The 22,166-nt window shown below is 34.8% G+C and carries 18 protein-coding genes; 2 read left to right on the top strand and 16 right to left on the bottom strand.

What is annotated here, in order from left to right; all coding sequences use genetic code 11:
* Positions 1-173: 173 nt before the first annotated feature.
* From ptsG to ACF91D_RS10330, 10 genes are all read right to left on the bottom strand, one after another.
* Positions 174-2,219, bottom strand: a complete 2,046-nt coding sequence (gene ptsG / locus ACF91D_RS10375; protein ID WP_107526654.1) for a glucose-specific PTS transporter subunit IIBC — start codon at positions 2,217-2,219, stop codon at positions 174-176.
* A gap of 229 nt (positions 2,220-2,448) precedes the next feature.
* A complete protein-coding gene (locus tag ACF91D_RS10370) occupies positions 2,449-3,843 on the bottom strand; it encodes a YfcC family protein (protein WP_107526653.1) in 1,395 nt (464 codons plus the stop codon).
* Between the two features lie 162 nt (positions 3,844-4,005).
* Complete coding sequence (locus tag ACF91D_RS10365; RefSeq protein ID WP_042740345.1) at positions 4,006-5,748, bottom strand: pyruvate oxidase; 1,743 nt, start codon at positions 5,746-5,748, stop codon at positions 4,006-4,008.
* Positions 5,749-5,824: 76 nt separating this feature from the next.
* Complete coding sequence (locus tag ACF91D_RS10360) at positions 5,825-6,511, bottom strand: LrgB family protein (protein ID WP_042740346.1); 687 nt, start codon at positions 6,509-6,511, stop codon at positions 5,825-5,827.
* A complete protein-coding gene (locus ACF91D_RS10355) occupies positions 6,512-6,898 on the bottom strand; it encodes a CidA/LrgA family protein (RefSeq protein ID WP_042740347.1) in 387 nt (128 codons plus the stop codon).
* A gap of 242 nt (positions 6,899-7,140) precedes the next feature.
* A complete protein-coding gene (gene cidR / locus ACF91D_RS10350; RefSeq protein WP_107526652.1) occupies positions 7,141-8,016 on the bottom strand; it encodes a cidABC operon transcriptional activator CidR in 876 nt (291 codons plus the stop codon).
* 258 nt (positions 8,017-8,274) lie between these two features.
* The gene (nhaC, locus tag ACF91D_RS10345; protein ID WP_107526651.1) at positions 8,275-9,738 is read right to left on the bottom strand and encodes a Na+/H+ antiporter NhaC; all 1,464 of its coding nucleotides are present in this window, start codon (positions 9,736-9,738) and stop codon (positions 8,275-8,277) included.
* Positions 9,739-9,974: 236 nt separating this feature from the next.
* A complete protein-coding gene (locus tag ACF91D_RS10340) occupies positions 9,975-10,946 on the bottom strand; it encodes an SMP-30/gluconolactonase/LRE family protein (protein ID WP_107526650.1) in 972 nt (323 codons plus the stop codon).
* Between the two features lie 156 nt (positions 10,947-11,102).
* Positions 11,103-12,383, bottom strand: a complete 1,281-nt coding sequence (locus ACF91D_RS10335; protein WP_119624434.1) for a hydroxymethylglutaryl-CoA reductase, degradative — start codon at positions 12,381-12,383, stop codon at positions 11,103-11,105.
* Positions 12,383-13,537 (bottom strand): thiolase family protein, encoded by a 1,155-nt coding sequence (locus tag ACF91D_RS10330; protein WP_107526648.1) that lies wholly within the window; start codon positions 13,535-13,537, stop codon positions 12,383-12,385. Before ACF91D_RS10330 ends, ACF91D_RS10335 begins: the two co-directional genes overlap by 1 nt.
* Positions 13,538-13,640: 103 nt before the next feature.
* Between ACF91D_RS10330 and ACF91D_RS10325 the strand changes: the two genes are divergently transcribed.
* A complete protein-coding gene (locus tag ACF91D_RS10325) occupies positions 13,641-14,810 on the top strand; it encodes a hydroxymethylglutaryl-CoA synthase (protein ID WP_042740353.1) in 1,170 nt (389 codons plus the stop codon).
* Positions 14,811-14,994: 184 nt separating this feature from the next.
* On the opposite strand, the gene ACF91D_RS10320 is transcribed toward ACF91D_RS10325, so the two are convergent.
* Entirely contained in the window at positions 14,995-15,528 is a 534-nt protein-coding gene (locus tag ACF91D_RS10320; RefSeq protein ID WP_107526647.1) for a methylated-DNA--[protein]-cysteine S-methyltransferase, read from the bottom strand.
* Positions 15,529-15,642: 114 nt separating this feature from the next.
* Between ACF91D_RS10320 and ACF91D_RS10315 the strand changes: the two genes are divergently transcribed.
* The gene (locus tag ACF91D_RS10315; RefSeq protein WP_107589190.1) at positions 15,643-15,933 is read left to right on the top strand and encodes a YrhK family protein; all 291 of its coding nucleotides are present in this window, start codon (positions 15,643-15,645) and stop codon (positions 15,931-15,933) included.
* Positions 15,934-16,034: 101 nt separating this feature from the next.
* Here the strand turns inward: ACF91D_RS10315 and ACF91D_RS10310 are convergent, their stop codons facing one another.
* From ACF91D_RS10310 to ACF91D_RS10290, 5 genes are all read right to left on the bottom strand, one after another.
* The gene (locus ACF91D_RS10310) at positions 16,035-17,441 is read right to left on the bottom strand and encodes an MFS transporter (RefSeq protein ID WP_107526645.1); all 1,407 of its coding nucleotides are present in this window, start codon (positions 17,439-17,441) and stop codon (positions 16,035-16,037) included.
* A 231-nt stretch (positions 17,442-17,672) separates the two neighbouring features.
* The gene (locus tag ACF91D_RS10305; protein ID WP_232161458.1) at positions 17,673-18,368 is read right to left on the bottom strand and encodes an alpha/beta hydrolase; all 696 of its coding nucleotides are present in this window, start codon (positions 18,366-18,368) and stop codon (positions 17,673-17,675) included.
* Positions 18,369-18,410: 42 nt separating this feature from the next.
* The gene (locus ACF91D_RS10300) at positions 18,411-18,875 is read right to left on the bottom strand and encodes a hypothetical protein (protein WP_042740357.1); all 465 of its coding nucleotides are present in this window, start codon (positions 18,873-18,875) and stop codon (positions 18,411-18,413) included.
* 225 nt (positions 18,876-19,100) lie between these two features.
* Entirely contained in the window at positions 19,101-20,276 is a 1,176-nt protein-coding gene (locus ACF91D_RS10295; protein WP_107526644.1) for a M20 family metallopeptidase, read from the bottom strand.
* 90 nt (positions 20,277-20,366) lie between these two features.
* On the bottom strand, positions 20,367-21,755 hold the full coding sequence (locus tag ACF91D_RS10290) for an MFS transporter (RefSeq protein ID WP_392436975.1): 1,389 nt from the start codon (positions 21,753-21,755) through the stop codon (positions 20,367-20,369).
* Positions 21,756-22,166: the final 411 nt, after the last annotated feature.

Raw genomic sequence — 22,166 nt, 5'->3', positions numbered from 1 at the left:
CCCAACCTCCTAGACGAGCAAGCAATAATAATACGAAGTATTGATATAAATTAACAAGCCCCTCAAAGATTTTTGATCTTTGAGGGGCTTTATGCTGGTTAAATATGTCCCAGACTCTAAATTATATCTTTGATACTGTCTTACTATAATCTAACAGTAAGTAAATCTATTGATTATCTCACAGTAATCAGCAAGTCACCACTTGTTACATGTTCCACATCTTGAACTTTAAAGTTACGCTCTTCTAAGTTTGTTAATATTAACGGTGTCACAATACTTGGTGCATGTTCTTTAATATAATCGAGGTCCACTTTCATAATTGGCTGACCTTTTTTTATGTGTTCATCTGTTGCTACTAAGCTTTCAAATCCTTTACCTTCTAGCTTAACTGTATCTATTCCAATATGAATTAATAGTTCTAATCCATCTTCTGAAATTAACCCTATCGCATGTTTTGTTGGGAATATTGTCTTAACAGTACCATTAAATGGTGCAACAATCGTGCCATCCTCTGGAATAAAGCCTAAACCTTCGCCCATCATTTTTTGTGCAAATACCTGATCCGGCACTTCACTTAAAGGTACGATTTTACCAGTACCAGGGGAAAATACTTCTATCAATGTCTGTTTATCGGCTGTATCTTGATTATCTGCTGCTGGTACTTGTACTACATCATCATCTGTAACCGTTGTTTCACTTGGTTTCGTGATTTCACCACTCATAATCATTGCCATGTCATGCTTGATTTGATCTGATTTAGGACCGAAAATAGCTTGCATATTATTTCCAACCTCAAGTACCCCAGATGCTCCTAGTTGCTTTAATGCTTCAACGTTTACAGCTGACTTATCATTCACTTCAACTCTTAAACGTGTGATACAAGCATCTAAATGTTTAATATTAGATTTTCCACCCATAGCATCTAAGACTTTAAACGGCAGATCATTCTTCGCCACACTGTTACTTTGCATATCTTTATCTTCTCGGCCTGGTGTTTTATAGTTGAATTTCTTAATAATAAATCTAAAGATAAAGTAGTATAATACGCCATACACAAGACCAACAGGTATAACAAGCCACCATGCTGTTTTATTTGGCATAATATTTAATAATAAAAAGTCTATAAAACCACCTGAGAATGTATAACCTAGATATACATGAAGTACATACATAATTAAGAAACTCAAACCATCGAGCACTGCATGAATAAAGAATAATAATGGTGCTACAAATAAGAATGAGAATTCTAATGGTTCTGTAATACCTGTTAAGAATGACGTTAAAGCACCTGAAAGCATTAAACCTCCGACTACTTTACGATTTTCCTTTTTAGCAGAATGATAAATTGCTAAGGCAGCTGCTGGTAAACCAAACATCATAACAGGGAATTCCCCACCCATAAATTTACCTGCAGTTAATGGTACATTGTCTCTAATTTGCTCTATAAATATACGTTGATCACCATGAATGATTTGACCTGCTGCATTTTTATAACTACCAAATTCAAACCAGAAAGGTGCATGGAAGATATGATGCAAGCCAAATGGAATGAGTAAACGTTTGATAAACCCAAATAAGAATACGGCTAAACCTGTATTTGAATCAAGTAATCCTTCACTAAAGGCATTTAAGCCAGTTTGAATAGTCGGCCAAATTAATCCCATTGGAAATGCTAAGATAAACGAACATGTTGCCATCATAATTGGAACAAAGCGTTTACCAGCAAAGAATCCTAAATAACTCGGTAATGATATATTATAGAATTTGTTGTAACACCATGCAGCTAGTGCCCCAACGATAATACCGCCAAACACCCCTGTTTGTAATGTCGGTATACCCAACACACTAGCATAACCACTTGCAGTGTCATTAACATTTTCAGGTGTAATATGCAAAAATGCGCCCATTGTCTTATTCATAACAATAAATCCAACAAAGGCAGCAATAGCTGCTACACCATCACCACTCGCTAAACCAATGGCTACACCGAGCGCAAAGATAATCGGTAAATTATCAAAGATTATCCCACCGGCACCTTCCATCATTTGAGCTACATTCTGAAAACCTTCTGCTTTAATAAATGGTAAATAAGACTGTAAAAACTCTCCTTGAAAAGCTGTTCCAAGTGCTAGTAATAGACCAGCAGCTGGAAGAATTGCAACAGGTAACATCAATGCCTTCCCAATTCGTTGCAATTGTCCAAAAAGCTTCTTAAACATGAATAACATCCCTTCTTAATTCATTTATTACGCGCTATAAGCATATAAAAAAGGCATGAACAAACAAGACTATACATTTCCATAGTCATTTCGTTTGCTCATGCCTGCATCACCAGTAACACGCAATATGATATTGTATTTAAAATTATTATATAATGAAAGCGCTATTTCGACAATATCTTTTTTCATATTTAAAGAAAAATTTCGTACATTCATACAACAATGTAGTTTAATACCCTAACAACAATGCAAGCGTCATTGCTACACTACAAACAACCACCCAAAGTAGTATGAGCTTCCAAGCAAACTTTAACCATTGTATATACGTAATTTTCCCTACTGCTAACGCCCCCATCAAAATGGCTGACGTTGGAAATAATACGTTACTAATCGCATCACCATATTGAAAGGCCAAAACTGTAAGTTGTCTATTGATTTCCAACAAATCGGAAATTGGAACCATTAACGGCATCGTTGTTAATGCTTGACCAGACCCGGAAGGAATAAAGAAGTTTAATAAAAATTGTAATACAAACATCATCAATATCACTATTGTTGGATGTACGCCATGTAACAATAATGTCATACCATGAACTATAGAATCTATGATGTGGCCATTTTCTAATATGACGATAATACCTTTTGCAAAACCGACGATCATAGCACCAAATAAGATGTCTTTCATCCCTTCAATCATTGCGTCGAAGGTCCCATTTACGCCCAAACCACCAACAAAGCCTGCTAATAAACCTGCTAGAATGAAGTTTGCACTCATCTCATTAAATGACCACCCGAAAGAAAATATACCGTAAACATTTAACAAGATGGTTGCAACAATAAACAGTAGACCGAGTGCTTGTCTCTTACTGAAACGAGACTGCTCCACCGTCGTTTGTACTGTCCTTTCTTTTAGCTCTAATTCATAAACGATACTTTTAGACATGTCATTTTTTACTCGGCGACCATATAACATAACGACAGATATCGCTACAAGTAACACTACAATATAAATCACTGTTCGTAATCCCCAACCTGAGAACATAGGCAATTCTGCTACAGATTGTGCGACACCAACGGTAAATGGATTGAGCATGCCTCCTAAAAATCCACTTGCGGCATCCAGTATAACCATTGAAACGCCAGTCATTGCATCATACCCCAATGTTCGTGCAATAATAATGCCTATTGGCACAAATATGATTGTTTCTTCCGCTAGTCCGATTGTAAATCCTAATATTGAAAATATGAGCATCGTTAACGGAATCATCAGCACTTTAAATCTACCCAATATTTGCATCGCTGCGTTGACACCATTTTCAAATGCACCAGTCTTATGAACTATCCCAAACGCACCACCAACTAAAAAGATATAAAATACAATTTCACCACCACTAATAAGCCCTTCCGGGATTGAACGAAATATATCAAAAAATGATACACCATGCTGATTAATCTCATGGTATGTACCTGATACCACTAATGTTTGTCCATCTTTTTTCTCTCTATCATATGCACCGGCAGGTATAATATAAGTTAATACACTTGCACAGACAATAATAGATAATAGTAGCGCATAAGTATGTGGTGTTTTAATGTGTTTCAATTGTTTAATTCGTTTTGTCATTGTGAATAAACATCCCCTTCAATACATCACATATGTAATTTTACTTTATATCAATAGCCTATTTTCCGGGAAATATTCAATTACCTTAATTTCATATAAAAAAACAACCCGAAATAAGCTCATTGCTCATTTCGGATTGTTTATTGATTACTATTTAAATGATTAGAAGAAACGTCTCATTGCCGTAGACATTGGTGGTAATTCATCAAAGTCTAATTTTTTATCTTCTGTGATTGATCTATACGCCCATTTACCATAATTAATTGCTTCATCTTTAACAATTTTACCTGGTAATGGTGCTGCAGTAGGATCAACATATACATTGACAATTGTTGGTTTGTCTTGTGACATTGCATCTTCAACAACTTCATCGATTCGATGTGGGTCAGTTAATGTATAACCGACACCGCCACAACTTTCAGCAAATTTTGCTAAATCAATGTCTGTAAAGTCAATAGCATATTCTAATTCACCTGCTGCTTGTTGCTCGTATTTAATAAATGACAATTGTTGATTATTTAAGACAAAGATTGTCATTGGTAAGTCATATTGAACTGCAGTGGCAAAGTCTTGCATTACCATTTCAAAGCCACCGTCACCTGCAATACCCACGACTTGGCGATTTGGATATGCACGTTTAGCTGCAATTGCACCTGGTAATGCACAACCCATTGTACCTAACCAACTTGAAATAATAAATTTATTATTAACAGTCAAATCTAAATAACGTGTTGACCAAACTGTAGATGTACCAACATCTATAGAGAAGATTGCATCATCTGTTCTGACTTTATTAATCGCATCCATTAAGCGCTCTGGACGAATTGGACTACTTTCATCTTGTTTATCTGCAGTCATCCAAGAGTCCCACGTAGCCTTACGTTCTAATGTTTTATTTAAGAAATCTCTATTAGAAACAAACTTCACAGAATCTGTAAGTTGTTGTAAAGCATATTTACTGTCTCCAATTATACCTACATTAATGTCAAAGCGATGTCCAATTGCTTCCGGATTTGTATCAATTTGAATTGCTTTGATATTTTTCTTAGGTAAATAATCTACATATGGATAATTTGTACCTACCATAATTAATAAATCTGCTTCTTGAATCGTTTGATAAGATGTTTTAGTCCCTATTTTACCTAAATTACCAATATTATATGGATGTGCATCAGGTAAAATTCCTTTTGCAGGTAATGTGATAATTGAAGGGATTTTTACCGCTTCGATAAATTCACGTACTTCATCTTTAGCATGTTTAGCACCAGTACCGATTAACATAACTGGTCGTTTACTTTTATTGATTAATTTAGTTGCTTTTTTAATACTTCTAGGTTTAGGTGCAATACGTGCTGGTGGAGCAGTATCAACTGGTGTATTGGTATTGTCTTTAACCTTATTAGTTAACAAGTTATTTGGCAAGATAAGTACTGCCACACCTTTTTTCTCGTAAGCTGTACGAATTGCTTCATTAACAATGCCAAAGATATCTTTATCATTTTCTGAAATTTGGCGATTATACACAGCTACATCTTCAACCATTTTACTAATATCAGTTTCTTGGAATGCTTTAGTACCTAATGCTGTGCTATTCGTTTGTCCTGATAAAATCAATTGTGGCACGTTATCCATCTTGGCATCATACATACCATTTAATAAATGAACAATACCAGGTCCACCAATACTTAAAGCGACCCCAATTTTTCCTGTTAATTTTGTATAACTAGCTGCAGCTAAACTTGCAACTTCTTCATGTCTTACATGTACAAACTCAATATTTTCTCTCACTGTTCTTAAACTGTCAACGACAGCATCTATTGAATCTCCTGGAATACCATATAAGTGATCAATATCCCAAGCTTGTAACGCTTTAACTAATGCATGATTTGCTTTAATTTTTGCCATTTTAAAATAGCCCCTTTCAAACATTTCACTATATATTTTTAATTTCCATAATTCAAAAATCTATAAAACGATTACTCTAATATAAGAAAAGGATGAGTATTGGTAACAACACTGAGCTCATCACTGCAGTTAAAATCATACCTATTGAGCTAAATGCACCTGATTCTAGATCCATTTCTAATGCCTTTGCTGTACCAAATGCATGTGACGCATTTCCATATGTTAAACCTTTAGCTATTGATGTTTCAAATCTGCCGAATCTTAACAAATAAGAACCCACAATACTGCCAATCAAACCAGTTGCAACGATAAACATAACGGTAATCGTATCTATACCACCGAGTTGATGAGACACTTCAATACCTACTGCTGCAGTCATAGATCTTGGCAACATTGTAACTATCACTTCTTTAGAATAGCCAAATAGTTTAAGAATACTATATACAAATATGAAATTTAATAACACTGCTGCGAGTACACTACTAACAATTATCTTTAAATGGGCCATTATCTTTTGACGGTTTTGATAAAGAGGAAAAGCAAGGCATACAACCGTACAATTTAGAAGATAATTGATCCATTGTCCACCGACCATATAATCTTGATAGCCTTCATTTGATAATAATAGTACGATGATGATGCCTATGGATGATATTAATGCTGGATTTAAAAATGGACTTTTGTATCGTTGTTGTAATTTCTTGGCGCCGATATACATGATTACCGTTAATACAATCATGAAAATTGTTTTTAGTATTAACATCTAATTTTGTCCATTCCCGTATCTTGTGATTTTAACCATTTTTTCAGCAATAAATCCTGAAATTAATGCCACACAACATGTTCCAAATATTACCATTGTAAAGAACAACACAAAGTTAACATCAATTTCTGACACAACATCCATGACTCCTACCACTGAAGGTATAAAGAAAAATACCATAAATGTTAAAAAGAAGTTAGCACCATCATTCACCCATTTAGATGGTATAACTTTAAATTGTAATAATAAGAAAAATAAAAATAAACCTACAATACTACCTGCGATGGGGATGTGTAACACTTGTTGTAGCACATTGCCCAAATAAGTAATGACCATTATGACCATGATTTGCATCAGTGTTCTAATAACTTTACGTGCGATATGCAATACTCATCATTCCTTTAGAACAGTTTCACGAACTGTTATTTTTGTTTACATATCTAAGTATAAGTGAGAATCACTCATAATAAAAATATTGATTTTTAATATAAAGTATTACTTTTTTCTATGGAACCGTTTTACATTATAGTTATTTATAATATGAATTTATTACACCAAAAAAGCCCCATCGACTTTTCAGTTGTCGATAGAGCTGGCATTCAATAATCTATTCTATATTATGTCACGCATTATAAATGTAATTTCATAAAATCTATCCACTGTCTTGTGGCATGACTTAAATATTTATCCTTTTTCCAAATAACTCCTAATTCCCAACGCATGGATTGATCTACAATTTTTATATTTTTAAAATTGTTATCAAGCATATTCACAATATTTTCTGGCAATATACTTACACCAAGGTGCGCACTTAATAAATTTTCTATAAAGTTCCACTGCGAAATCTTGGAAATTGTATTAGGGATAAACCCTGCATTTTTAGCCGCTTCAATAATTTTATCATTTAAATAGAAATCTTCATTAAATAAAATAAAGTCTTCATCTTTTAACATGTGCATTTCAATCTCATCGTAACCTGCTAGCTCATGTTCCTTATTTAGTACGAGACGTAAATCTTCTTGATAAAGTGGTATTGAATGAAATATCGTTTTATCTACGGGTAATGTTGTTATACCTATATCAATTTCATCATTAATAAGTTGTGTTTCAATCATTTTCCCGCCATTTTCAACTAGGTTATATGTTACATTTGGATATTGTTGATGGAATTGTCCTAAAATATGGATAAATTGATTCATATTCATTACAGCAGATAATCCAATGCTAATATGTCCTGTCTCTAAACCAAGTAAACTATTAATCTCCTTGGGTAAATCATTATAAAGCGTCAAGATTTCTTTACATTTTTGAAAGAATATTTTACCTGCATCCGTTAATACCAATTGACGTTTACTTCTGTCAAATAGTGGCATATTAAGTTCTTTCTCTAAATCTTTGATCGCCTTACTGATTGTCGGTTGTGCAATATATAATGACTTAGACGCATTTGTCATGCCATCTTGATTTACCACTTCAACAAAGTATTTCATCTGCTTAATATCCATAGTACGTCTCCCCTAATCCAAACAAAGTGAAAGCTTGATTATCAGTAGTATAACACTGATTAAGCTGAGACAAAAAAAGATAGACACCCGGCATAGTTATTCGGACTCAATGATTCAGACTTAACGCATACACATCCTACAATATTGAACAGTAAGCCATTAATATTATGGCCATATTCATATATTGATTCGCATATGTTGTCTTATCATGCCGATAGACTTTAACGAGTGTCTAAAGTATGGTTTAACAGAGTGTAATTAAACTAACTCTGTTCCTTTAGTATTACTTAATGATTTTCCATCATTATCATCGTCTAATTTAATAATTTTAAAGCCAATATAACCAAATATAATAGATATAATAGGCACAGTATAATTTAAGATAGCATAAGGTGCATATTCCATAACTGAAACACCTAATGTCGAAGCGATAAATACACCACAAGTATTCCATGGCGCAAATACAGACGTCAATGTCCCTCCATCTTCTAATGCTCTTGATAAGTTCTTTGGATGTAATCCCTTCTCTTTAAACGTACTTGCATACATGCGAGAAGGTACAATGATTGATATATATTGTTCTGAACATGTAAAGTTTGTTCCTATGCATGACACAATTACTGACGCAATAAGTGATCCAGTTGATTTTGCAAACTTTAAGATTACAGAAATCAATGCTGCAAGCATACCGGAATATTCCAATACCCCACCAAATGTCATCGCAACAAGTGTTAATGATATCGTGTAGAACATTGATTCCAAACCACCGCGGTTAAATAGTTCATCAACTAACTTATTACCTGAGTCAATCGTGTAACCCGTTTGTAAGGCTGTTAATGCTTCCGTTAAGCTGCCACCTTGAATAAAGATTTGTGCAAAGAATCCTAGAATAATACCTACGACAATGGCTGGTATTGCTGGAACTTTAACTACGACTAGCGCAATGACAATGAGTGGAATTAATAGTAACCATGGCGTAATAACAAACTGATCTTGCATTGTATGTAATATTTTGTCGATATTTTTAGTATCAAAATGCTTAGCACCAAATCGTTGACCAATAAAGAAAAAGGCAATCAAAGTAATAATTAACGCAGGAATTGTTGTATAAAGCATGTGTTTAATGTGATCAAATAAATCTACACCACTTAGGCCTGAAGCCAAATTGGTAGTGTCTGACAGTGGACTCATTTTATCACCAAAGTACGAACCACAAATGACTGCACCGGCAACCATCCCAGGTGATATTCCCATACTAATACCAATCCCCATAGAAGCTACACCAACTGTTGCCATAGTCGACCAACTACTACCAATAGCTAAAGCCACAATTCCACATAGAATAACGACCACCGTTAAAAAGTATCTAGGATCAATTAATTGTAAACCGTAATAAATCATCGTAGCTACAACACCGCTACCAATCCATGAACCGATGATCAAACCAACTAAGATAATAATAACGATTGCTGGCAAAGCGTGACGTATCCCCTTATACATCATTTCTTCAACTTCTTCAAATGCATAACCGTGTAACATAGTGACAATAATAGCAACTGCCGTACCAATCATGAGTGGAATGTGCGGCTGCTTCTCAAGTACAGCAACCGTGAATAACATGCAAGCTATCATTATTGCTAATGTAAATACTGCAGCAGTAATTCCTATTTCTTTTTTCGTAGTAACTTTGTCTTGTTCAGTTCCTTTTTTCTTATTAAACATTAACAGCGCCTCCCTTTGTTAAATAAATAATACCCAAAAAAGAAAGCGCTTTCAATAACATATTTATCTTTTATCTGTATTTTATTCAGCACTAATTATCATTGAACATAATATATTCTATATAATTTGTATTTTATATTTTCAGCTATTACCAATCTTTAATTAAAAGCATTAAATCTAAAAAATCGCTAGCGACAAGTATCATACTGAACGCTAGCGATCTATTAATAGTTATCTTAATGAAATTGGTAACTATGATGACCTTTGGCAAAACCTTTAGCTGTATATATCCAAGATGCGCCACCATTTTCAATATCATTTGAACAAATCAACAACTGATCTGTACCAGGGATAAAAGCAGGATGTGTTGAACGTAACATCTTCCCACTATCTCTACCTGGAATTAATATTTGTCCTATAGGGTAACCTTTAGGATTAAAAACTAACACACGCCCTTGACCATACATCGCAACATATAGATTATCATCAGCATCTATACAACAAGAGTCTGGTCCTTCATGCCCTGTAAAATAATAAGGAATTGATGCGCCAAACGGTGCAATTGTGACGCCATCTTCTAATAAATCAACTCTATGCAAACGATTCGCATTCGTCTCTGTTACCCATAAAGTACGCTCATCCGTGCTCAATGCAATACCATTTGCTACTGCAAGATTTAGCAGAACAGGTGTCACACTTTTATATTCAGGATCGACGTAATAAACGCCACCTTTGGGATTTGTCGAATAGCCTCTAAAATCAGTAAAATAAAAACCACCTTTACTATCAAATACTAAGTCATCGACACAGTATTCCGTTTCAATATCCGAAATAATCATTTGTTGTTGTTCACCGTTAGCATCGACCGCATAAATACCACCTGAACTTTCAAAATCTCCTAAGTAACATACAAACAATCGACCATCTTTATGAATTTTGACTGCAGCAGGATTTTGTTTATTAGCAGTAAAATGTGCTTTCACTTTCTTTTCAGGCATTTCAACTTTAAAGATAGTCCCTCCAAAAACCTCACACAATATTAAATCTCCTTGACGATCAAAACATAGTCCTTCTAATTGTAAACCATCATCAGAAATTTTCACCCATGGTTCTGCAGTAACCGTTTGTAAGTATTGTTCGTGTGCTTGTAAAGGAACTGCAGTAGCTGCTGCACCCGTATAATTTAACTTTGGAATTTCATTGGTCATGCTTATTCCTCCTCAAATAGTATCCTCACTCATTATATGATAACGCTTACTTTATTTGTAGTAATACTATAAAAAAAGCCTAAAGCCAGTTATCATCTATAACAAAGTACATCGTACTTCAAATCTGATTCTAGCGTTTAGACTATATTATATTTATTATTGCTGCGTTCTAATGTCAGCTAATAATTGCTCGGCAACTGCCGTATTGGCTTGTGGCTGTTGCTTTAACAACTGAGCAACTTGTTCAATTTCTGCACCTTGTGCGCCAACTACGATAGCTAACGACTTAAATTGCAAACTCATATGTCCTTGTTGGATGCCTTCAGATACAAGTGCTCGACAAGCTGAGAAATTCTGTGCAAGTCCTACTGCTGCAACAACATGACCTAATTCTTTAGCTGAGGTTACTTTCATTAAATCTAATGCTGCCTTTGCAACGGGTAATACTTTCGTACCCCCACCAACGGTTGCTAATGTCATTGGAACTTCGATTGTGCCGATTAATTTATGACGTTGCTCATCATATTCCCATGTAGCAATACCTCGATATTGACCATCTTTACTAGCATAAGCATGCGCGCTAGCTTCAGCTCCTCTTGTATCATTACCTGTAGCTAACACTACTGCATGAATTCCATTCATAACACCTTTATTATGTGTAGCAGCACGATGAATATCCACTTGTGCTAAGACAGAAGCTCGTTCCATGCGTTTTGCAACAACGTGTCCGTCTCGATCACCCTTTGTCAAAGCATCGACGTCAATTTCACCTTGCACTTTAACAACTGATGCTGTCGCGTGGTTCGACAGTATACTCATTAAAATATCTATATCTGACAATTCATTATTCAAGTAGGCCGTAATACCTTCCAAAATAGTATTTAGCATATTAGCGCCCATTGCATCTTGTGTATCAACATATACCTTTAATGACAATAATTGCGCTTCTGCAAAGGTATCAATTTCTATTTTATGATACCCTCCGCCACGCTTTAAAATAGATGGATAAGATTCATCAGCAATTTGCTTAATCTTTGGTTCTAATTCTTGTAATTTGTTGGCTAATGCTGTTGTATCAGTAACGCCATCAAATACGATTTGACCTATCATCAAGCGCTCACTAGCTACAACTTTAAACCCACCAGTCTGATTTACTAACTTTGCACCATAACTTGCTGCTGCAACAACTGACGGTTCCTCTACCATCATTGGCACGACATATGATTTACCATCGACAATAATTTCCGGCAATAAACCTACTGGTAATGCACCTTGCCCAATTACATTTTCAATTAAACTATCAGCGATTTCCTCGGAAATTAATGGATCATGTAAAAACATATCCCGATTCTCTTCACTTAACCAGCCTTTAGTAACCAATTCCTCTAATTTTTCTTTACGTGACAAATGACGAAATGTCTTGCCTAAGCGTTCCATCATTTATCCCCCTTCTCAATCAACATAGCGATACCTAAGCCCCCACCAATACAAGCCGTTGCAACACCTGTTTGCTTTTGCTCTTGTGCTAAAGCGTTCACTAAAGTTGTTACTAATCTTGTGCCACTTGCACCAATTGGATGACCTAAAGCAATTGCACCACCATATAAATTAAGTTTTTCTTCAGGAATATTTAAATTCTTTGTTACAGGAATACTTTGTGCTGCAAATGCTTCTGTCATTTCAACTATATCAACTTCATCAATATCTCTATCAACTTTATTTAATAGTTGTGTGACGGCATGGTATGGTGCATACCCCATAAATTCTGGATCACAACCAATTTCTGCATGTTCACCAACATAAGCTAGTATTTCAAAACCTTCTTGTTTCGCGTAATCTGCGTCCATAAGTATCACTGTTGACGCACCATCATTGATACTTGAAGCATTGCCACCTGTTACAGTTCCGTCTTCTTTAAAGATTGTTTTTAATGTCGCTAATTTCTCTATACTACTATTGCCTCTAATACCTTCATCTGTCGTCATCCATTCACCGTCTATATCTTTTAACGGTACAATTTCGTTGTCGAACTTCCCTGATAATGTTGCTTCATGTGCTTTTCTTTGAGATTCGTTAGCAAATGCATCTTGTTGTTCTCTTGTCACATCATATTTCTCTGCTATTTTCTCTGCAGTGATGCCCATTGGTACATCCATAAAAGCATCTGTTAAACCATCATGCATAAAGCTTGCTACAGGTGTTTCATCATCGTTTAGTATTAACTTAGGTGCATTAGTCATACTTTCTACACCGCCTACAGCAACGACCTTGGCTTCTCCTAATTGAATGAGCTGTTTACCCAAGATAATCGATTTCAGTCCCGAACCACACACTTCATTAATTGTCATCGCTGGTACAGTATTCGGTATACCAGCATTAATACTAATTTGGCGTGCTGGATTTTGTCCACTACCACTTTGCAATACATTTCCGTAAATGACTTGATCTACGATTTCCGGATTAATTTCAACCGCTTTCATAGCTGCTTCTAATGTTTTAGTACCAAGCTCTACAGCTGAATAATTGCTTAACTTCCCTTTATATCTCCCGATTGGTGTACGCTTTGCGCTAACAATAGCTATATTATTCATTATAAATCTCCTTTGAAACTATTTTTAAATTATTGTATTTTCTTCGTTTGATTTGGTATGATACAATTGCTTATTTATATACAGAAAGGTGTCGATACGCTTTATGACAGTTGGTATTGATCAAATTAATTTTTATGTTCCAAAATTTTATGTAGACATGGCCAAACTTGCCGAAGCTCGTCAAGTTGATCCAAATAAATTTTTACTCGGTATTGGGCAAACTGAAATGTCAGTAAGTCCTATGAGCCAAGATATCGTGTCTATGGGTGCAAATGCTGCCAAAGAAATCATCACGGATGAAGACAAAAAACAAATTAGCATGGTTATTGTTGCAACGGAATCTGCTATTGATTCGGCTAAAGCATCTGCAGTCCAAATACATAACTTGCTAGGTATACAACCATTCGCACGTTGTATTGAAATGAAAGAAGCTTGTTACGCTGCAACGCCAGCAATTCAGTTAGCTAAAGACTATTTAGCTCAGCGTCCAGACGAAAAAGTATTAGTCATCGCCAGTGATACTGCACGATATGGTTTAAATTCTGGTGGTGAGCCTACACAAGGTGCAGGTGCTGTTGCCATGATAATATCACAAAACCCACGTATTCTTGAACTAAATGATGATGCAGTTGCATTTACTGAAGATGTATATGATTTCTGGCGTCCAAGTGGCCAACCTTATCCACTTGTTGATGGTGCATTATCAAAAGATGCTTACATTCATTCTTTCCAAGAAAGTTGGAATGAATATGCACGCCGTCACAATAAATCGCTCAGTGATTTTTCATCATTGTGCTTCCATGTTCCATTTACAAAAATGGGTAAAAAAGCACTTGATTCTATTCTAACAGATGACATTGACGAAGATACAAAAGAACGTTTAACAACTGGCTACGATGCAGCAACATATTATAACCGCTATGTAGGTAATATTTACACTGGTTCTTTATACCTCAGCCTCATTTCATTATTAGAAACGCATAACCTTTCTGCCGGTGAAAACATTGGTTTATTCAGTTACGGTTCTGGTTCAGTCGGTGAATTCTTTAGCGGTAAATTAGTAGAAGGCTACCAAAATGCTTTAGATATTCAAGGCCATAAAGATTTATTAAATAACCGTACTGAGATTTCAGTAGATACGTATGAAACATTCTTCAAACGTTTTGACAACTTAGAATTTGATCATAAAACTGAATTAGATAATGAACAAAATAGTATTTTCTACTTAGATAGCATCAATGATCATATCCGTAACTATAATACCTTAAATTAATGCTTAAATCACTTAATCTTATCCTGTGAATTAAGATTGTGATAAATTATTTAGGACAGATACTTACGAAAACTAAATGCATAAAAATTCGCCGCTACATGCTCATAAACATTTTGAGCTAAGCGGCTTTTTATTTTTCTGCTACTTGCACTTAATACTAATGACAGTATACAAATTTAGTACTTCAGGGTTTGGTACTAAATTTAGGTCTATAGTAATTAGCCATATTCATTTGTTCAATTTTAAACAAGGCTATTTTAGTGTCTATTCCGCCTCCGTATCCAGTTAGATTTCCATCTTTTCCTACCACTCTATGACATGGAATAATAATAGAAATTAGATTACTACCAACGGCACCGCCAACAGCTTGAGAAGACATCTTCTCCTTGCCAAGTTGTCGTGCAATGTCCTGTGCAATATCTCCATAAGTAACGGTCTCGCCATATGGTATTGTAAGCAACAAATTCCAAACTCGCTTTCGAAATTCCGTTCCTTCAGGAGCTAATGGAAAGTTTATCTTTGGATTATTTCCTGAGAAATAGTCATTTAACCAATCGCTTACCTTATTAAATACAGGTAGCTCAGCCTCTCTTAATGTTTCATTGTATTGTTGTTCAAAGTCGTTATGCTTAGGCAACCACAATCCAGTTAGATTAGTACCATCAGACGTTAAAGCAATACGCCCAATTGGTGATTCATAATATGTTTTATAATGCATCGCACACCCTCATTTCATTCCCCAATTATTAATATCATCATAATGCTCACAGCGTTTGATGTAAACTAATTGAGGGAACGATTGCTATATCTCAAAGAAAAGAGGGATGCTCAAATGCCAAGTAAAAATAAGTTGAACAAATTAAATAGAAACACCACAAATCCTGATCTTAACTTTAATCATCATACACAACCTACACGGCTTACAATGATTTATAAAGCACTTTATCAATTAAATGATGTTATTTTAGGATTAGTCTTTTTAGTTGGTAGTTTGCTCTTTTTCAATAGTGCAACAACCTTTAGCGGAACCGTACTCTTTGTCATAGGGAGTATTCAAATGACCATTCGACCTCTAATTGCTTTTGCACATGATGTACACTTAGCATTTAAATACAAATCATAAACAAAACAAAAGGTTGAACATTATTCATTGTCTAAATCGTCTGTTACATCATGTGTTAACATCCATTTAGTTACAACTAATTGTTCAACCTTTGATACTAACTATCTACTATTTATAACCGACCTCTTCACTGACCGTGTTGGTATCACAATTGCACTTGCACAAACTGCTCCAAAGATAAGTATACTACCTACAATAAAACCAACTCCCGCCGCTACATGTACGCTATACCCTCCTTGCATCACACCAGTAAAAAGAGAAGTCATAATCGCAATACCAAATGCACCACCTAACGTCGACCCCATCTTAAAAATTCCGGATGCTACACCAACCTTATCTGGGTCTGTCGTTGATACTGCTGTACTCAATGCTGGCGTAGCAAATAGACCTGTCCCTGCACCAAACAGTACAGAAGCAATCACTGCTAATACAATATATTGTGTAGCGTTTAAAAAGGTACAACTAAATAATATAACACCTAAAGCAGTCAATATCGGTCCTACAATCATTGCACGTTTCGCACCAAAGCGCTTGATACTTTTTTCTCCTAACCGTATGACAATGAGTAAAGCAATCAAATAAGGCAATGTAATTAATCCAGCATATAAAGGACTTAAGTGAATTCCAGATTGGATATACATATTTAACAACGCAATCACACCAACCCCTGTATTTAATAAGAAGTTTGCAATCACAGCACCAATATATGGCTTATTCTTAAATAATTGTAGATTGATGAATGGCGTCGACTGTCGTTGTTCAACATAATAAAATAAATAACCACAAATAATAAAAATCCCTATACATACGAAGGTAATTGCGCTCAACCAACCAATCTTATAGCCTTGCGTAATCACGAAACTTATACTCGCAATCATCACAATAAATAATACTAATCCTTTGATGTCAAATTTGGTTACTTTAGCGTGTTTTTCAAACTGCTGGTTAGATAAATTTTTAAATAAAAACAAGGCACATACCGAGACAATAATCGAAATCATAAATATCGCTTGCCAATTAAAAAATGTTGCAATTGCCCCTGCGAAAAATGAAGAAAGTCCTGTACCGCCAAATGCACCTATTGACCAAAAGCTTAAAGCACGTTGTCTTGAAGCACCTTCAAAGTAATAATTGACCATCGATATTGTTGCTGGCATTAAAAATGCTGCTGACAATCCTTGAATCATTCTTCCAACTAACAACAGCACAACACTATTTGTAATGATTAACATTAATGAACCAACTATACTTAATACTAATGCAATACGTGTCATCTTTAACATACCGTATCTGTCTGAAATATTACCTGCGACAACCATAAATACCCCTGTCACAAATGAAGTAAGGCTGATAGAAATATTCACTATATCTGGAGAAGTGCTGACAGTGCCTTGTACTTTTGGTCCAATATTAAGAAATGACTGTGCAAATAACCAATAGGTCAAAATTGCCAGTACAATACCTAACAATAATTGCTGCTCACTTATATTTTTGTTTTGCTGTTTCATAAAGTATCCCCCACCCTTAGTAAAATAGTTAAAACAAAAAGTCGTTGAACATAAAATAAAAACGAGGTTGTGAACTGTAATGTTTCTCAACCTCGAACTTTTATTACTATATTGCATCATCAATGCAATTCAACTTATACTTTTTACCTTAGCACTATTTATACTAAAAAGTGTTTATTTACAACTTAGTTTTAGGTGCTATAAATAATCAACAGCAATATTTTTACAAAATCAGTATATTTTTTTAATTGCCTTAGCAAAATACTTTTTAAAGAAATGATCCCTATGCAGTCCTTTTCTATTTTGGATAAACTGCAATGTCGTTTCTTCAGATATCAATAGTTCATCTAATATATCAACACCGCGTTCCGTATTCGGTACCATATAACGATTTAGATGTGTGCTATCTATACCTTCAAGCGCACCGACATACCAATAGATATGTTGTGTTGTTTCAATAATCGTTTGATGTCGCATAAATGAGATGAAATTCGGATACCAAATTGAAGGAGATAATAATATATAGTGTCCGAATACATCATGATACTTAAATAAAGCATATAAGGAAACCAATCCTCCAAATGAAGCACCAGCTATACCGATTTCCTCTCTCTTATCAGATATATTAAAGCATTTTCTCATATAAGGAATGAGTGATTGTACAATCCAATTTAAATAAGCATCGGCTTCACCAAGATAACGCTTGCTAGATACCTCTTCTGGCCACGGTGTGTATTCCGCCGTTCTATCATGAGGTAATACCCCTACGAAAATAACTTCTGCTTCAACATCCTTAAATAAATAATCACCATCTTGTACAATAAGGAGCGGATAGTTTCGAGTTGAATTATTAAAATAACTTTTCGGCAACTTCACCTTGAGCTCAAAGTTATCGTAACAAAGATTTAACCTTCTCATATTCATCATTATCGCCTACTTCCCACTCTGCTATCCTACTCACTATTTATATCATTGAAAATTATATAACTTAATATCATTTTCCTTGGCATATTCTAAAGCAAGTATTTCAAGCAGATTTATTAGTGCTGGATTCCCTTTAACTTTAATGTATTGAAACTTTAATTGATAATCTTCCGCTCTAAAATCCTTTGATTCAATTTCAGTAATATTTTGTTGTTCTAAAAATGCTTTTCTAAATTTAGCTGTACCTGCTTCTGATTTCGAATTAAATTGCGCTAATTTGTCGTTTAAATCCTTTTGCGTCAATTTATATCCTGTCATATAACCTCCGGCTTGCCCGACAAACAATGGCTGCTTATTATTAAAAATAACAAATACACCTTTTTGTTCCTTCACTTTACTTCTACTATCCTGATCAAACTTTAATGCTTTAGATTTATCGTATTTAAATAACTTTTTTAACGATTTATTATATGTTTCAAGCAAACTTGTCAGTTTCTTATCTCCATTCATCTTCCATCATCCTTTGAATAAATTCTTATTAGTTTATATATACACTCAAATATACAATATTAAACTAGATGGAAGATGCACCCGAGTTGATGTATAAGCATATCAAATAACCCTAATTACTATTTAGAAATGACATTAAATATTCACCTCTTATAAAATGTTTGCCTTAACAAAAATAGGTTGAGACATTATGCCCCAACCCTTGTTTCTAATATTTACAGTTGATTATTTCAAGTAATTTAATACAGTTAAGCCAACCGCTTCAGCAGCAACTCTCATAGATGACTCACTGATATTAAATTTCGGATGATGATGCGGGTAAATCTTACCATCCTCAGGTGCAGCACCAGCATAGATAAATACACTAGGTAGTTCTTTCGCATAATATGCAAAGTCTTCTGATGGTGGTTGTGCTTCACATCGTTCAACGTTCTTAATAGCATCCGTTTCTGCATTATTAAGAGACTCTACTACAAATGTTGTAAATTCAGGGTCATTATATAACGCTGGATAATCATCGTGATATTCTAATTCACAAGTCACTCCAAACATTGCCTCTAAACCAGTAGATAAGCGATGTACTTCATTTTTAATTGTTTGCTTTGTTTCATCTGTTAAAGCACGTACATCCCCTTCGATTTCAACACTGTCTTTGATTACATTAAATTGCCCTTTACCATCGAATGAACCTATCGTTACTACACCTGTTTCAAACGGATTTAAACGACGAGATACAATTGTTTGTAATACAGATACAAAATGTGCACCGGCTACAATCGCATCATTAGCAGAATGAGGTGAAGAACCGTGTCCACCTTGACCAATGACTTTCAATTTAAAGAAGTCTCTGCCTGTTTGAACATTTTTTTCACGATAATATATATTACCTGCTTCCATGTTGCTCATCACATGTAAACCTAACACATGATCAACACCATCTAACACGCCATCTTTAATCATACCTTGTGCGCCACCTGGTGGTACTTCTTCTGCAGGTTGATGTATGATAACGACTTTACCATTTAACTCGTCTTTTAGTTCAATTAAAGTTTCAGCCAAGATCAACATATATGCCGTATGTGCATCATGACCACAAGCATGCATAACGCCTTGTGTTTTCGAGGCAAATGATAGACCTGTTTGTTCTTCAATTGGTAATGCATCAAAATCAGCACGAATCGCAATCGTCTTTCCTGGCTTACCACTATCTATCGTTACTTTAACGCCATTTGGACCCACATTCGTTTCAACTTTACAGTCTTTATCCTTGTAAAAATCAGCGATATATTTCGGTGTTGCTTCCTCGTGAAATGACAGTTCGGGATGTTGATGTAAATATCGTCGTATATCTATCATACGTTGTTCTTTAGTCTTTAATTTTTCTATTAATGCATTCATCATAGTGCATTCCTCCTATATAGCTTAATACGTAACATACTGTTATTTTCTGGCTAATTATTTAAAAGTTATATGTTTAAATACTCTAAAAAATTAATATTTTTTGGTTGTTGGGACAGTAAATGCAATGATTACAAACGATAAGATTGCCATCAATACATTGAGCCATAGTCCAACAAGTGCACCAACATGAATATTAGTCATACTCGACACAATGCCGAATAATGCACCTGACAAAGCAATACCAAATGCACCGCCAAGAGATGACGCCATTTTATAGATTCCAGAAGCTACGCCTACTTTATCTTCTGGAGAGTTTGATATTGCCATATCTGTAGAAGGCGTTGCATAAAAACCTAGACCTAAACCATATAATAAATAACCTACAATACACACCACGACATAGACCATATTTGGTAAAAATGTAAATGATATTAAAATAATACCAACCATGTTACAAGCAGTACCTAACAACATCGGTTTTTTAGCACCAACCTTTTGTAACACCTTTTCACCAACTCGAATCATAAACAATACTGTAATAAGATACGTAATTGACAACAGTCCTGTTTGGAAGGCGTTAAATCCAATACCTCTTTGTACAAAAGTATTTGCTACTAATAGTGCCCCTGCGACTCCATTTAATAGAAAGTTAGATAATGTAGCACCTGTATAGGCCTTATTTTTAAATAATTTAAAATCAATCAACGGATTGTTAATTTTATTTTCAACTTTAATAAATGCCACAGTATATATAATAAATACTACGATGAGTACTAGTATAATTGGAGAAAGTAACCCAAATGTAGCACTTTGCGTAATCACAACATTAATGCTTAACATCATGACTACAAAAAGAATTAATCCTAAGAAATCAAATTTACTTGCAACATTGCCTTTAGATTTTGTTTCTGGTGTTCCTTTAATCAGCAACATTGAAATTAATGCAATGATAATTGAAAGTATAAATATCCAACGCCAACCAATAAATGTGGATACCATACCACCAAATAATGATGCTAATCCTGAGCCACCCCAAGATCCAATAGACCAAAAGCTAAGCGCACGTTGACGCTCTTTCCCTTCGTAATATGCCTTCATAATTGCCAATGTTGCAGGCATAATCGCTGCTGCAGATAAACCTTGTATAATTCTGCCTAAGATTAAGAATAATGGAATATTGGTACTTATAATCAAGAGCGATCCTATAATACTCAACCATAACCCTATATAAGTTACTCTTACACGCCCAATTTTGTCAGCTAAACTACCTGCACCTACGACAAACATGCCGGAAAATAATGCGGTAATACTTACTGCAATACTAATCGTACCAATATTACTATGGAATGAACGTTGTAATTCAGGTACAACATTTAATAGTGATTGCGCAAATAACCAAAACGTAACTACACCTAACACAATACCTAATATCAGTTTATTATCACCTTTATAGTGCTGTGTATTGACCTCTTCTGCCATAAACTTGTCCTCCTATAATAACCATGTCTTAAAATACAATTAATACTTCAGACATTTCTTAGTTCAAAAATCATTATAGAGAACGTACTTCGAACGATATATGCCATTTTTGCTATCAACCATGATAATTTATGACAGATTTTTCACCTTAGTAAAATAAAGCAAATTTGAGTCATTCATTTTTGTTATTTGCAAAACATTCACGGCTATTTCCTGTTTTTTCTATTACCTCCTTCAATTTTTATTTGATTTATATTTCAAAGATATCAATAACTATGACGGCACCAACGTTATCGCTATAGATTGTTGCGACTCATGCGTAATACAAAAACTTTTACACTAATTCGATTCATACAAATAATGCTTATTGCTTGCGCCTGTTGTAATAGATCACATGTTTTCTTATACCCT

Source organism: Staphylococcus sp. 231237_7MaSpsaltlick, from assembly GCF_043107035.1.
Note: the sequence above shows the minus strand (reverse complement) of the source record. Positions and strands in the feature narration are given on the sequence as shown.

Excerpts from the sequence above, each read along its gene's own strand:
- ptsG (WP_107526654.1), bottom strand. The coding sequence starts at position 2,219 with ATGTTTAAGAAGCTTTTTGGACAATTGCAACGAATTGGGAAGGCATTG.
- ACF91D_RS10335 (WP_119624434.1), bottom strand. The coding sequence starts at position 12,383 with ATGGAACGCTTAGGCAAGACATTTCGTCATTTGTCACGTAAAGAAAAA.
- ACF91D_RS10320 (WP_107526647.1), bottom strand. The coding sequence starts at position 15,528 with ATGCATTATAAAACATATTATGAATCACCAATTGGGCGTATTGCTTTA.
- ACF91D_RS10310 (WP_107526645.1), bottom strand. The coding sequence starts at position 17,441 with ATGAAACAGCAAAACAAAAATATAAGTGAGCAGCAATTATTGTTAGGT.
- ACF91D_RS10370 (WP_107526653.1), bottom strand. The coding sequence starts at position 3,843 with ATGACAAAACGAATTAAACAATTGAAACACATTAAAACACCACATACT.
- ACF91D_RS10340 (WP_107526650.1), bottom strand. The coding sequence starts at position 10,946 with ATGACCAATGAAATTCCAAAGTTAAATTATACGGGTGCAGCAGCTACT.
- ACF91D_RS10365 (WP_042740345.1), bottom strand. The coding sequence starts at position 5,748 with ATGGCAAAAATTAAAGCAAATCATGCATTAGTTAAAGCGTTACAAGCT.
- ACF91D_RS10315 (WP_107589190.1), top strand. The coding sequence starts at position 15,643 with ATGCCAAGTAAAAATAAGTTGAACAAATTAAATAGAAACACCACAAAT.
- ACF91D_RS10330 (WP_107526648.1), bottom strand. The coding sequence starts at position 13,537 with ATGAATAATATAGCTATTGTTAGCGCAAAGCGTACACCAATCGGGAGA.
- cidR (WP_107526652.1), bottom strand. The coding sequence starts at position 8,016 with ATGGATATTAAGCAGATGAAATACTTTGTTGAAGTGGTAAATCAAGAT.
- ACF91D_RS10295 (WP_107526644.1), bottom strand. The coding sequence starts at position 20,276 with ATGATGAATGCATTAATAGAAAAATTAAAGACTAAAGAACAACGTATG.
- nhaC (WP_107526651.1), bottom strand. The coding sequence starts at position 9,738 with ATGTTTAATAAGAAAAAAGGAACTGAACAAGACAAAGTTACTACGAAA.
- ACF91D_RS10360 (WP_042740346.1), bottom strand. The coding sequence starts at position 6,511 with ATGTTAATACTAAAAACAATTTTCATGATTGTATTAACGGTAATCATG.
- ACF91D_RS10290 (WP_392436975.1), bottom strand. The coding sequence starts at position 21,755 with ATGGCAGAAGAGGTCAATACACAGCACTATAAAGGTGATAATAAACTG.
- ACF91D_RS10300 (WP_042740357.1), bottom strand. The coding sequence starts at position 18,875 with ATGAATGGAGATAAGAAACTGACAAGTTTGCTTGAAACATATAATAAA.
- ACF91D_RS10305 (WP_232161458.1), bottom strand. The coding sequence starts at position 18,368 with ATGATGAATATGAGAAGGTTAAATCTTTGTTACGATAACTTTGAGCTC.
- ACF91D_RS10325 (WP_042740353.1), top strand. The coding sequence starts at position 13,641 with ATGACAGTTGGTATTGATCAAATTAATTTTTATGTTCCAAAATTTTAT.